The sequence below is a fragment of the Streptomyces sp. F001 genome, from assembly GCF_004187715.1.
Classification (GTDB): domain Bacteria; phylum Actinomycetota; class Actinomycetes; order Streptomycetales; family Streptomycetaceae; genus Streptomyces; species Streptomyces flavusporus.
Genome location: NZ_QZWF01000004.1, coordinates 431,755 through 444,721 on the forward strand (window position 1 = coordinate 431,755; position 12,967 = coordinate 444,721).

General features: G+C 71.9%; 10 protein-coding genes and 1 pseudogene. 2 read left to right on the forward strand and 9 right to left on the reverse strand.

Features of this window, described 5'->3' with window-relative positions:
- Positions 1 to 155: 155 nt before the first annotated feature.
- From StrepF001_RS19215 to StrepF001_RS19230, 4 genes are all read right to left on the reverse strand, one after another.
- Positions 156 to 941, reverse strand: a complete 786-nt coding sequence (locus StrepF001_RS19215; protein WP_129799456.1) for an ABC transporter permease — start codon at positions 939 to 941, stop codon at positions 156 to 158.
- Positions 938 to 1,762: an ABC transporter ATP-binding protein gene (locus tag StrepF001_RS19220; RefSeq protein WP_129799457.1), complete on the reverse strand. Its 825-nt coding sequence runs from the start codon at positions 1,760 to 1,762 to the stop codon at positions 938 to 940. The genes StrepF001_RS19215 and StrepF001_RS19220 overlap by 4 nt, the downstream gene beginning before the upstream one ends.
- A 48-nt stretch (positions 1,763 to 1,810) precedes the next feature.
- A complete protein-coding gene (locus StrepF001_RS19225; protein ID WP_240797580.1) occupies positions 1,811 to 2,332 on the reverse strand; it encodes an EamA/RhaT family transporter in 522 nt (173 codons plus the stop codon).
- An 88-nt stretch (positions 2,333 to 2,420) separates the two neighbouring features.
- On the reverse strand, positions 2,421 to 2,738 hold the full coding sequence (locus StrepF001_RS19230; protein ID WP_129799459.1) for an SH3 domain-containing protein: 318 nt from the start codon (positions 2,736 to 2,738) through the stop codon (positions 2,421 to 2,423).
- A gap of 145 nt (positions 2,739 to 2,883) precedes the next feature.
- On the opposite strand from StrepF001_RS19230, the pseudogene StrepF001_RS19235 reads away from it, so the two are divergent.
- Positions 2,884 to 5,080, forward strand: a pseudogene (locus StrepF001_RS19235) (serine/threonine-protein kinase).
- 202 nt (positions 5,081 to 5,282) lie between these two features.
- On the opposite strand, the gene ilvD reads toward StrepF001_RS19235, so the two are convergent.
- The 4 genes from ilvD to StrepF001_RS19255 all read right to left on the reverse strand — a co-directional run bounded on the left by ilvD (position 5,283) and on the right by StrepF001_RS19255 (position 9,930).
- Complete coding sequence (ilvD, locus tag StrepF001_RS19240; protein ID WP_129799460.1) at positions 5,283 to 7,136, reverse strand: dihydroxy-acid dehydratase; 1,854 nt, start codon at positions 7,134 to 7,136, stop codon at positions 5,283 to 5,285.
- 159 nt (positions 7,137 to 7,295) lie between these two features.
- Positions 7,296 to 7,916, reverse strand: coding sequence for a TetR family transcriptional regulator (locus StrepF001_RS19245; RefSeq protein WP_240797581.1), 621 nt, complete (start codon positions 7,914 to 7,916; stop codon positions 7,296 to 7,298).
- Positions 7,913 to 8,737, reverse strand: a complete 825-nt coding sequence (locus StrepF001_RS19250; protein ID WP_129799461.1) for a sugar phosphate isomerase/epimerase — start codon at positions 8,735 to 8,737, stop codon at positions 7,913 to 7,915. Before StrepF001_RS19250 ends, StrepF001_RS19245 begins: the two co-directional genes overlap by 4 nt.
- A 260-nt stretch (positions 8,738 to 8,997) precedes the next feature.
- Positions 8,998 to 9,930 (reverse strand): Ppx/GppA phosphatase family protein, encoded by a 933-nt coding sequence (locus StrepF001_RS19255; protein ID WP_129799462.1) that lies wholly within the window; start codon positions 9,928 to 9,930, stop codon positions 8,998 to 9,000.
- A gap of 83 nt (positions 9,931 to 10,013) precedes the next feature.
- Here StrepF001_RS19255 and StrepF001_RS19260 point away from each other — a divergent pair, with 83 nt between their 5' ends.
- Positions 10,014 to 10,871, forward strand: coding sequence for a hypothetical protein (locus StrepF001_RS19260; RefSeq protein WP_129799463.1), 858 nt, complete (start codon positions 10,014 to 10,016; stop codon positions 10,869 to 10,871).
- A 197-nt stretch (positions 10,872 to 11,068) separates the two neighbouring features.
- On the opposite strand, the gene StrepF001_RS19265 is transcribed toward StrepF001_RS19260, so the two are convergent.
- Positions 11,069 to 12,805, reverse strand: a complete 1,737-nt coding sequence (locus StrepF001_RS19265; RefSeq protein WP_129799464.1) for a hypothetical protein — start codon at positions 12,803 to 12,805, stop codon at positions 11,069 to 11,071.
- Between the last annotated feature and the right edge of the window lie 162 nt (positions 12,806 to 12,967).

A 12,967-nucleotide genomic window follows, 5' to 3' on the forward strand; every position in this document is an offset into this window, starting at 1 on the left:
CCCCCACTCTCGGCTTCGCTCGAGCGGGGGGACCCCCATCGCCCACCCGTGCCGCCCTGGGGGCACCTCCCAGGCCCTTAAGGCACTGGGGGAGGCACGACTGCCCGCAGCTACGGCGGATGCGCGGTCGCCGCCCGCAACTGGGGCGGAAACATCTACGCCGTGCGGCGCCTCAGTGTTGCTGCGCCCAGGGTCAGGACCAGTAGGGCGCAGCCTGCCACGATCAGGGTGTCGCGGAGGAAGTTGGCGGTCATGTCGGTGTGCTTGAGGACTTCGTTCATGCCGTCGACGGCGTAGGACATGGGGAGGACGTTGGAGATGGCCTCGAGGACGGGGTGCATGTTGTCGCGTGGGGTGAACAGGCCGCAGAGGAGGAGTTGGGGGAAGAGCACTGCCGGCATGAACTGGACCGCCTGGAATTCGGAGGCCGCGAAGGCCGAGACGAAGAGACCGAGGGCTGTCCCGAGCAGGGCGTCGAGCAGGGCCACGAGCAGGAGCAGCCAGGGGGAGCCCGTGACGTCCAGGCCCAGGAACCAGAGCGCCAGGCCGGTGGCGAGAGTGGACTGGATGATCGCCAGGGTGCCGAAGGCGAGGGCGTAGCCCGCGATCACGTCGCCTTTGCCGAGGGGCATGGCGAGGAGGCGTTCGAGGGTGCCGGAGGTGCGTTCGCGCAGGGTGGCGATGGAGGTCACCAGGAACATCGTGATCAGCGGGAAGATGCCCAGGAGGGAGGCGCCGATGCTGTCGAAGGTGCGCGGGCTGCCGTCGAAGACGTAGCGCAGCAGGATCAGCATCAGGCACGGGACGAGGAGCATCAGCGCGATCGTGCGCGGGTCGTGGCGGAGCTGGCGCAGGACGCGGGCCGCGGTGGCAGTGGTGCGGGAGGCGTTCAGGGCGCTGGTGGGTGCGGGCGTTGCGGGGGCGGTGACCGTCGCGCTCATCGGGTGGTCTCCTTCTTGCGGCTGTTCGCGGTTGCCTCGTCCACCAGGTGCAGGAACGCCGCTTCGACGGTGTCGGCGCCGGTGCGGGTGCGCAGGGCGTCCGGGGTGTCGTCGGCGAGGATCTCGCCTTCGCGCATGAGGAGGAGGCGGTGGCAGCGTTCGGCCTCGTCCATGACGTGGGAGGAGATGAGGAGGGTGGCGCCGCGGTCGGCGGCGATGTCGTGGAAGAGGTTCCACAGGTCGCGGCGGAGGACGGGGTCCAGGCCGACGGTCGGTTCGTCGAGGACCAGGAGTTCGGGGGTGCCCAGGAGGGCCACTGCCAGGGAGACGCGGCTGCGCTGGCCGCCGGAGAGGTTGCCGGCGAGGGAGTCGGCGTGGCTGGTGAGGTCGACGTCGGCGATGGCTCGGGTGACGTTGTCGTGGCGGCGTTCGGTTGATGAGCGGCCGGGGTCGAGGATCGCGGCGAAGTAGTCCAGGTTCTGACGGATGGTCAGGTCGTCGTAGACGGAGGGGGCCTGGGTGACGTAGCCGATGCGGGCGCGCAGTGTGGGGTGGCCGGCGGGGCGGCCCAGGACGTCGAGGGTGCCGGTGACCTTGGCCTGGGTGCCGACGATGGCGCGCATCAGGGTCGACTTGCCGCATCCGGAGGGGCCGAGCAGGCCGGTGATCTGGCCGCGTGGGACGGTGAAGTCGAGGGCGCGCAGGACTGTGCGGGGGCCGCGGACGACGGTGAGGCCCTCGGCGTGGATGGCGGAGGTCTCGGCGGTTCGGGGTGGAGTGTTGCCGCTGGCGTCGGGCGGGTCGGCAGCATTATTCATCATGTGATGAATAATGCTCCTGGGTGTAGGCCTCGTCAAGGCAAAGGGTGCTCAGGTGCGGCGGCGCTTCTTCGGGTTGCCGGTGCGGCGGGCGGAGCGCTTCTCGTGCTGTCGGCGGGCCTCCTCGTACTCCTCGCGGTGGAGGTTCTCGCCCGGCGCCTCAAGGAGGGAGCGGAAGAAGTAGGCGAGGAGGGAGCCGACGAAGCCGATGGTCAGCAGGCCGCGCAGGGAAGCCTGGCGGTCGGGGTCCGGGCGCTTGGTGAAGGCGTCCCAGGTGTGGCGGAAGGCGAGGGCGCTGCAGACCGCGAACATGACGACGACCAGCAGCGTGACGAAGCTGCCGGAGCCGGCGATCTGCAGACCCTCGTAGGCGAAGCGGAGCACCAGGCAGGCGGCGACGGCTGCGGCGAGGGAGCCGACGGCGGCGGCGATGCGGCGGGCCGGGTATCCGTTGTCGTGGTGCACCCAGGTCGTGCCGAAGAAACGGATGGGCTCGGGGCGGGGGCCGTCCGTGGGCTGGTCCGGGGTGCGGTTCTGCTGGTCGCTCACGGGCTGATTATGACTCCCGGCCATGGCGGGGCCAGGCCCTCGCCGCGGTCAGGAGCCGCGCCGGGCGCCCCTGGTCGTCGTCAGGAGCAGCGCCCGGCGCACCCTGCCGTTGTCAGGAGCAGCGCGGTGCCACGTAGCCGTCGCTGCCGGTGTTGACGTAGGCGTCGGAGACGTACTGGGCGTTGGCGATGCAGTCCCAGAGGTTGGTGGTGCCGTAGGGGCCGGTGACGGTGTCGCCGGGGCGCTGGCAGTAGATGGGGACGGTGGTGCCCTCGGGCAGGACGCGGACGATCCGGTAGTGGGTGCCGGGGCCGCTGCGGACGTTGAGCCGGACGCCGGGGGCGACCGGGTAGGAGCGGACCCTCGCCTCCGCCGTCGTCGCCGTCTCCGGCTCGCCCGTGCCCGAGATCTCGATGTCCTCCGTGGCCATGTCGGCCTCCCCCGTTTGGATGCTTGTGAACGGTTCACGCCAAAATCACCTGGCACACCGAGGCTAGCAAGCCACAGAGGTTTCGCACGAAGCATCGACTAGGCTCAGCGCGTCGCGCATGCGGACGGACATCCGGGGGTGAGAGATGCCGCCATGGCGCAGCACCGGTACGGATGCGGAAGCGGAATCTCCGCAGTACGCCGGGCAGTACCTGCTGGAGGCGCCGCTCGGTTCCGGTGGCATGGGCGTGGTCCATCTGGCGCGGTCGGCCTCGGGGTTGCGGCTCGCCGTGAAGGTGGTGCACGGGGAGTTTGCTCAGGACCCGGAGTTCCGGGGGCGGTTCCGGCAGGAGGTGGCTGCCGCACGGCGGGTCAGCGGCGCCTTCACCGCGCCCGTCGTCGACGCCGATCCCGATGCAGAGCGCCCCTGGATGGCGACGCTCTTCATCCCCGGCCCCACCCTCGCCGAGTACGTGAAGCGGAACGGCGCCCTTGCGCCGGCCCGGCTGCGCCAGTTGACGGCGGGACTCGCCGAGGCGCTGCGGGACATCCATCGGGTCGGGGTCGTGCACCGCGACCTCAAGCCGAGCAACGTCCTGCTCGCCGAGGACGGGCCGAAGGTCATCGACTTCGGGATATCCCGGCCCTCGGACAGCGAACTGCGCACCGAGACCGGCAAGTTGATCGGCACACCGCCGTTCATGGCGCCGGAGCAGTTCCGCAGGCCGCGGGAGGTCGGGCCGGCCACCGACGTCTTCGCGCTCGGGTCGGTCATCGTGCACGCAGCGACGGGCAGCGGCCCCTTCGACTCCGACAGCCCGTACCTGGTGGCGTATCAGGTCGTTCATGAAGAGCCGGACTTGACAGGAGTGCCGGACGAGCTGGCGCCGCTCGTCGCCCGGTGCCTGGCCAAGGAGCCTGAGGACCGGCCCACTCCGGACGAGCTGATGGCGGAGCTCCGGTCGCTTTCGGCGTCGTATGACACACAGGCCTTCATTCCCGAACAGCGCACGGGCGAGCGGCCGTTCGATGACCTGCGGGAAGTCGATCGCCCGCGGGAAGCCGGTTCCCCGCGTGATGCCGGTCCCGCGCAGGACGAGGCCCCCACGCACTGGCGCCGGGTGCCCTCGGCGGACGGTCCGGTCGCGGACGCACCCGGGGCCCGCGGCCCGAGAAGGCGGTGGTGGAGGGCCGCTGTGGCCGTCGCCGCCGTGCTCGCCCTGGGCGCGGGGGCTGTTGCCCTCCTCGGGGCCGGCGACAGCCCGACGCCGGCCGGGGCCGGGCAGCCCGCCCCGTTCCGCCCCTGGGACATCGACCTGAGCGCCCGTGGCGCCGAGGCGAGCGGCATGCCGCAGTGCGCCTACACGCCCGGGACGCTGTACTGCACCCGCCCCGGTGTTCTGGCCGCCGCGGTCGATCCCGCCGACGGCGGCGTGAAGTGGGCGCGTGCGGGGGCGGGGCAGCAGGCGGACGGGACCGTCGAGCCGCCGGTGCTGTCGGGCGGGTTGCTGCATGTCGTCACGGAGGGCGGGCGGCGGCTCGCCGCGCTCGACCCGGCGACCGGCAGGACCCGCTGGAGCCACGACATCTCGCGCTACGACGGTCGGGTCGCGCACGTCGGCGGGGTCGTCCTGTTCACCGGACGCGACTCGGAGGTCACCGCGCTGGACGCGGCCACCGGCGAGCGGAAGTGGCAGCACGCGGTCGCCGGGCTCACGCAGCCGGTGTTCCAGTCGTACGGCGGCCGGGTCGCGTACGCGGTCGGCGCGGCCGGGACCGGGACCCGGGTGACCGCCGTCGACCCGGAGAGCGGCGCCGTCCGCTGGCAGCGGCGGCTGGCCGGTGCGCTCAGCCTGGTCGGCGCCCGTGAGGGCGTGCTCTGGTTCACGTCGACCTCGGCGGAGTACGCCGACACCGACGCGGTCGTGCGCTACGACGCCACGCACGGGACGCAGCGCCGTACCGCGCTGCGCCATCCGCTGGCGGGAGCGCAGGCCGTCGTGCAGCGGGACACGGTGTATCTGCTGGGGGCCGACGGTGCGCTGGTCGCCGTCGACACGCGGACGTCGGCGCAGCTGTGGCGGCTGGAGACGTCCGTCAGTTTCCCGTCCGCGCCGGTGGTGGCCGGGGGGCGGCTGTACTTCAGTGCCGGGGACGGGCGGGTCGTCGCCGTCGACACCGGGAAGGGTGCGCTGCTGGGAGACCAGGGCGTGGCCCGGGGCGGGGCGGGGGTCGGTGGTGTCCGGGCTGCCGCTGCCGGTCGCCGGGGACGGCAGGGTGTTCGCCGCGGCTCCGGACGGTTCGCTGTTCGCGGTGGACGGGGACGATCCGGCACGGTGGTGACAGGCGGGGCGGGCTGAGCGGCTGGGGGCGGCGCGCGAAGGCCGGGCCCACCGGCCGAAGGACACGCGAAAGCGGGCTCACCGGCTGGGTGCACAGCGAAACCCGGGCCCACCGGCCGAGGCCACACACGAAAGCCGGGCCCACCGGCCGAGCCCGCACACAAAAGGGGCCGCCCCGTCACAGGCGGCCCCAGGTGTGTGCCTCAGCCCAGTTTGCTGACGTCCCGCACGGCGCCCTTGTCCGCGCTGGTTGCCATGGCGGCGTAGGCCCGCAGTGCGGCCGACACCTTGCGCTCGCGGTTCTTCGGGACGTACGCCCCGTTCAACGCCTGATCCCGGCGTGCCAGTTCCGCCTCGTCCACGAGCAGTTCGACGGAACGGTTCGGGATGTCGATGCGGATGCGGTCGCCGTCCTCGACGAGCGCGATGGTGCCTCCCGACGCCGCCTCGGGGGAGGCGTGGCCGATGGACAGGCCGGACGTGCCGCCGGAGAAACGGCCGTCGGTGATCAGGGCGCAGGTCTTGCCGAGGCCGCGGCCCTTCAGGAAGGACGTCGGGTAGAGCATCTCCTGCATGCCGGGGCCGCCCTTGGGGCCCTCGTAGCGGATGACGACGACGTCGCCGTCCGTCACCTGCTTGTTGAGGATCTTCTCGACGGCCTCCTCCTGCGACTCGCAGACGACCGCCGGGCCCTCGAAGGTCCAGATGGACTCGTCGACACCGGCCGTCTTCACCACGCAGCCGTCGACGGCGAGGTTGCCCTTCAGTACTGCCAGGCCGCCGTCCTTGGAGTAGGCGTGCTCGGCAGAGCGGATGCAGCCGCCCTCGGCGTCCACGTCCAGGGCCTCCCAGCGCTCGGACTGGGAGAAGGCCTCGGCGGAGCGGACGCAGCCGGGTGCCGCGTGCCACAGCTCCACGGCCTCGGCCGAAGGCGAGCCGCCGCGGACGTCCCATGTCTTCAGCCAGTCCGCCAGGGACGGGCTGTGGACGGCGTGCACGTCCTCGTTGAGCAGGCCCGCGCGGTGCAGCTCGCCGAGCAGGGCGGGGATGCCGCCGGCGCGGTGCACGTCCTCCATGTAGTACGTGCGGTTCTTGGCCACGTTGGGCGCGACCTTCGCCAGGCACGGCACGCGGCGCGAGACGGCGTCGATCTGCTCCAGGCCGAAGGGCACGCCTGCCTCCTGGGCGGCGGCCAGCAGATGCAGGATCGTGTTGGTGGAGCCGCCCATCGCGATGTCCAGGGCCATGGCGTTCTCGAAGGCCGCGATGGTGGCGATGTTGCGAGGCAGGACCGTGTCGTCGTCCTGCTCGTAGTAGCGGCGGGTCAGGTCCATCACCGTGCGGGCGGCGTTCTCGTAGAGCGCGCGGCGGGCGGTGTGGGTGGCGAGGACCGAGCCGTTGCCGGGGAGGGAGAGGCCGATGGCCTCGGTCAGGCAGTTCATCGAGTTGGCGGTGAACATGCCGGAACAGGAGCCGCAGGTCGGACAGGCGTTCTCCTCGATACGGAGGATGTCCTCGTCCGAAATCTTGTCGTTCACCGCGTCGGAGATCGCGTCGACCAGGTCGAGCGTGCGGACCGTGCCGTCGACCAGCGTGGCGCGGCCGGACTCCATGGGACCGCCGGAGACGAAGACCGTCGGGATGTTCAGGCGCAGGGCGGCCATGAGCATGCCCGGGGTGATCTTGTCGCAGTTGGAGATGCAGACCAGGGCGTCGGCGCAGTGCGCCTCGACCATGTACTCCACGCTGTCCGCGATCAGGTCGCGGGAGGGCAGGCTGTACAGCATGCCGCCGTGGCCCATCGCGATGCCGTCGTCGACGGCGATCGTGTTGAACTCGCGCGGGATGCCGCCGGCCTCCTTGATCGCCTCGCTGACGATCCGGCCGACCGGCGCCAGGTGCGTGTGGCCTGGCACGAACTCCGTGAAGCTGTTGGCGACCGCGATGATCGGCTTTCGGCCGATGTCCGCACCGGGTACACCGGAGGCGCGCATAAGGGCGCGGGCGCCCGCCATGTTGCGGCCGTGGGTGACTGTGCGGGACCTCAGCTCGGGCATCGTCGCTCGCTCCTTCGGAGAGTTCTGACTGAGTCGAGCCTACGCCGGTCATCCAGAGAGCGGACAGGATGTCCGGATTGCGGGACGCATGTCTCAGGGATTCAAGGGCTCGTTCCCTCTGAAGGAGTCAGGGGTCCGTCAGGTGGGCCGGTAAGGGATTCAGGGTTTCGTCAGGTGGCCCTGCACCACGGGTGCGATCCGTTGGATGATCACTTCCATGTCGGCCGACGCCAGCGGCTCAAGCTTGATCACGTACCGCAGCATGGCGACACCGACCAGCTGCGCGGCCGCCAGTTCCGCCCGCAGCTCCGCGTCGGGCATGCCGAGCTGGGCGGCGACCCTGCGGAGCAGCTGGGCGGCAACGAGGCGGCGGAAGACGGCGGCCGCGACCTCGTTGTTCACCGCGGACCGTACGACCGCGAGCAACGGCGTCCGGGTGACCGGGTTCTCCCAGATCCCGAAGAGGAATCGGGCGAACCGCTCACCGATCTCCTCGGGCGCCCCCTCGAAGATCACGTCCGGTGCCCTCAGCGCGGGCGCGAAGACCGTCTCCACCGCCTCCTGGAAGACCTGCTCCTTGGTGCCGAAGTAGTGGTGCACCAGCGCCGAGTCCACACCGGCCGCCTTGGCGATGCCACGCACGGACGTCTTCTCGTAGCCCCGTTCGGAGAACTCCTCGCGGGCCGCGGCGAGGATGCGGTCGCGGGTGGCGGGGCCGTCGGCGGACTCCGTACGCGAGGGCCGTCCCCGGCGGCGCGGCGTGGGCGTCATGCCGGTCATCGCCGGGGCACCTTCACCGCGGAGGCCAGGTGGAGCCGGGTGAAGGCCAAGGCCTCGGCGAGGTCGGCCTCGCGCTCCGCGCTGGACATGGCGCGGCGGGTGTTGACCTCGATGACGACGTGCCCGTCGAATCCGGACACGGCGAGCCGTTCCAGCAGCTCGGCGCAGGGCTGGGTGCCGCGGCCGGGGACCAGGTGCTCGTCCTTGTTGGAGCCGGAGCCGTCCGCGAGATGGACGTGACCCAGCCGGTCGCCCATACGGTCGACCATCTGCAGGGCGTCCGTGCGCGCGGTCGCGGCATGGCTGAGGTCGATCGTGAAGTGGCGGTAGTCGTCCTTCGTCACGTCCCAGTCGGGGGCGTACGCGAGCATCTCGCGGTCGCGGTAGCGCCAGGGGTACATGTTCTCGACGGCGAACCGCACATCCGTCTCGTCCACCATCCGCCAGATCCCGGCGACGAAGTCGCGCGCGTACTGGCGCTGCCAGCGAAAGGGCGGGTGGACGACGACCGTGGTGGCGCCGAGCTTCTCGGCCGCCGCCTGGGCGCGCTGGAGCTTGACCCACGGGTCGGTGGACCACACGCGCTGCGTGATGAGCAGGCAGGGGGCGTGTACGGCGAGGATCGGGATCTGGTGGAAGTCGCTGAGCCGGCGCAGCGCCTCCATGTCCTGGCTGACCGGGTCGTTCCAGACCATGACCTCGACGCCGTCGTACCCGAGGCGCGCGGCGATCTCGAAGGCCGTTGCCGTCGACTCCGGGTACACGGAGGCCGTCGAGAGGGCGACCTTCGCATCCGGGATGCGTACGACTGGTTCTGCCACGGAGACAGGGTACGTGGGTCTGCGGGGTGGACCGGGGTTGGTGTGCGCCTATTCACCATTGGTCTTTGTCGCCGAGGGCGAGTGCGGGTTGTCGTGGGCTGATCGCTCCCCCACTCTCGGCTTCTCCCCCACGCTCGGCTTCTCCCCCACGCTCGGCTTCGCTCGCGGGGGAGCCCCATGAGCGGGGGGACCCCCATCGCGGCGGAGCCGCATGTCGATGCAGCCCCGTGCCTCTTGTCGGCGCTACCCCGCCGCCCGTTTCAATCCGAGCCCATGTGGTCCAACCGTCGCAGGATGATGCCCTCCCTCAGTGCCCACGGGCAGATCTCCAGCGTCTCCACGCCGAACAGGTCCATCGCGGCCTCCGCCACCAGGGCGCCGGCGACCAGCTGGCCCGCTCGGCCGTCGGAGACTCCGGGGAGTTCGGCGCGTTCCTCGGTGGTCATGCCGGCGAGGCGGGGGACCCAGGCCTCCAGGGACTGGCGCTTGAGTTCGCGCTGGACGTAGAGGCCGTCGGCGGAGCGGGCGGCACCGCTGATGCGGGCAAGCTGCCGGAAGGTCTTGGAGGTGGCGACCACGTGGTCGGGGGCGCCGAAGCGGCTGAACTCACCGACCGTACGAGCGATCTCGGCCCGCACATGGCGGCGCAGAGCCCGTATGTCCTCGGTGGCGGGCGGGTCTTCCGGCAGCCAGGCGGAGGTGAGCCGGCCGGCGCCGAGCGGCAGGGAGACGGCCGCGTCGGGGTCCTCGTCGATGCCGTAGGCGATCTCCAGGGAGCCGCCGCCGATGTCCAGGACGAGCAGCTTCCCGGCCGACCAGCCGAACCAGCGGCGGGCGGCGAGGAAGGTGAGCCGGGCCTCCTCGGCGCCGGTGAGAACCTGGAGCTGGGCGCCGGTCTCGGTCTGCACGCGCGCGAGGACGTCGTCGGCGTTGCTGGCCTCGCGTACCGCGGAGGTCGCGAACGGCAGCAGTTCCTCGACGCCCTTGTCCTCGGCGGCCTGGAGCGCCTCGTGGACGACGCCGATCAGCCGGTCGACACCGTGGGGGCCGATGGCACCGTTCTCGTCGAGAAGCTGGGCGAGGCGCAGTTCCGCCTTGTGCGAGTGCGCGGGCAGCGGGCGCGCGCCGGGGTGCGCATCCACCACCAGCAGATGCACCGTGTTCGATCCCACGTCGAGGACACCGAGTCTCATGTACGGAACGCTACTGCCAGCTGCGCTGTGCTCCGCCCTCGAGGCGGTCCCTGGACGGGCGGCGGGCGACTTACCCTGGACCCGTGCCAAAGACGAAAAAGGCGAAGACCGAAAAGGCAGACAAGAAGGCCAAATCAACCAAGGGTTCTTCGCAGGCGAAAGCACCGACGAAGTCGCAGCAGGCCCTGACGGACGACGAGAAGGGCCTCGACTTCGCGCGCGCGTGGGTGGAGTTCCCTGATCCGGCGGACGACGAACAGGTCTTCCGCTGTGATCTGACATGGCTGACCTCCCGCTGGAACTGCATCTTCGGAAGCGGCTGCCAGGGCATCCAGGCCGGCCGGGCGGACGACGGGTGCTGCACGCTGGGGGCCCACTTCTCCGACGAGGACGACGAGAAGCGGGTCGCCGGGCATGTGGCGAGGCTCACGCCGGAGATCTGGCAGAACCACGCCGAGGGCACCCGGGGCGGCTGGGTCTCCAAGGACGACGAGGGCTCCCGGCAGACCCGCCCCTACCAGGGCTCCTGCATCTTCCAGAACCGGCCCGGCTTCGCGGGCGGCGCGGGCTGCTCGCTGCACATCCTCGCCCTGAAGGAGGGCCGGGAACCGCTGGAGACGAAGCCGGACGTGTGCTGGCAGCTGCCGGTCCGGCGGACCTACGAGTGGATCGACCGGCCCGACGACACGCGTGTGCTCCAGGTGTCGATCGGTGAGTACGACCGCCGGGGCTGGGGGCCGGGCGGCCACGACCTGCACTGGTGGTGCACGTCGGCGACCTCGGCGCATGGTGCGGGCGATCCGGTGTACGTCTCCTACCGGGCGGAGCTGACGGAGCTGATGGGCAAGGCCGGCTACGACCGTCTGGTCGAGCTGTGCGAACAGCGGTTGAACTCGCAGCTGCCTCTGCTCGCGCCGCATCCGGCGGATCCGGTGGAGTGACGGGCGGCTGCGTGCCGTAGTGGGGGGCGCAACCCGGCGTTGACGGGGTGCCTCCCCAGAGGGGGATCCCCATCGCCTGCCCTCCCCCACTCTCGGCTTCGCTCGAGCGGGGCCCCCATCGCCCTGGGGGTCCCCCAGGCCCTGAAGGCACTGGAGGAGGCACGACTGCCCGCGGCCGGCGGGGTGGCACCGGTGCCTTACGACGTCGACGGGCTCGGGTCGCCACTGTCGCTGGGTGGTGGCGGTGAGTCGCCCGGGGTGGACGGGGTGGAGTCGCTGGGGGGCTCGGGTCGGTGGGGGCGGGTGGTCGGTGGTCGCTGGGGTGGGCTCGGTGGGCGGGGTCGTGGGCGTCGGGTCCGGTCGGGCGGGGGCGGAGGTGGGCTGCGGGGGTGCTGGGCGGGGTCCGGGGGCGGGCCCGGGTCGGTCGGGGTGGGGGCGGGGCCGTAGCCCTGGATCGTGACAACCGCGCCGGCTGGTGAGATCGCCACCCGTGCGCTCCAGTACCCGGACGGCTCGCGCAGCTGGTCGACGTACACCTTGATCGTCAACGTTTCGCCTGGGCGGAGCGTTCCTGCAGATCGGCTCAGGTAGAGCCAGGAGGCGCCCGTGGTCGCGGACCAGCGCACCGGGGCATGGCCGGAGGCGGTCAGAGTGATCAGCGTGGTGTCGCCGCTGTTGTCGGCGGTCACCGCCAGCTCCCCCACACCCTTGCGGCCCGCTCCGGCGACGCTGACGACCTCCACGGAGACGTCGGGTTGGTCGCCGTTCGAGAAGCGGCCACCAGGGTGCGTGTCGGCGTTTCCCGTGTTCTCGTAGCCGCCGCGCGCCGCCTCGCCGTCGAGGCTGCCGGGGGTGTCGTCGCGGCTGGCGGTGGCGGTGCTGCCCTCTCCGCCCTCGCCGGTGACCGGCGAGGCCCGGTAGGCGGACCAGAGGGCCAGTACGGGGGCCGCCACGACGGTGGCGACGACGGTCGTGGTGACGGCACGCGCGCGTAGGCGGTCCCTTCGGGCGGTGCGGTCCTTGGGGTCCATGGGGAAGCCGCGCCGGTCGAAGCGCGGCGCGGCGGTGCCCCGCGCGCGCGGGTGATGCGCCATGGCGTGGCGCAGTGCCGCGCGGGGCGCCTCCAGCACGGGCAGCGCGGCGGGGGTGACGCTGGCGCCGGGCCAGCGGCCGGGGACGGCGCGCTCGGCGGTGCGCCGGCAGCGGGGGCAGTCGTCGACGTGCCGGACGAGCTCACGGCGGACCGCGGCGCTGAGCACGAGCTGGTTGTCGCCGGTGAGGCGGGCGACGCCCGGACAGCCGCCGGTCTCGACGACCGCAAGGGCGGCGCGGGTGCGTTCGACCTCGCAGGCGGCGGAGGCGAGCAGTTCACGGGTGGCGGCGAGGTCCATGCCGAGGACGGCGGCGACCTCATGGGCGGCCAAGTGGTGGCGTACGGCCAGCTCGAGCGCCTCGCGCTGCTCGGGGGTGGTGCCGGCGGCCTCCGGCCAGGCCAGCTGGGCGAGTTCGCGCCGACGCTGCTCCTGGGCCTCCTCGGAGACGGGCGGGGTGGTGGGCTGTCTGCCGCGCTGCCGTTCGGTGCCATGGCGGCCCGCCGCGTGCGTGGCCTGACGTTTCTGCTTGGCCTCGGCCAGCTTGCGCAGGCACACCCAGCGGGCCAGCGCGTACAACCACGCCCGGCGGTCCCCGGCGGCGTCCGGGGCACGCTGGCCGCGGCGTTCGGCGAGCGCGAGGACCTCGCCCAGGGCGGCGGTCGCGGCGTCGTGGTCACACAGCACGGAGAGGCAGTAGGTGAACAGACCGTCCAGATACGGCTCGTAGCGCGCGGGCGGGTGGTGCGCCAGCGTGCGCGCCGCAGCACGGTCGCGTGCCTCGCGGCGCGCCCGGTGTGCGCCGGTCGTGCGGGTCGAGGTGTCCGGGCTGCTGCTCATCACCCGGCCGACCGTAGGGGGCGGGGGGTGGCGCCTTCCGCCCCCTTGAGCACATTTAATTCGTACGGGTGAAACGATCCCTCATAAGGGGACAGGAACCGGTGATTCCGTGACCGGTTCGGGCGTGTCGATACCGGTTCGTACAGGGTTCGCGGCCCCGCTCGC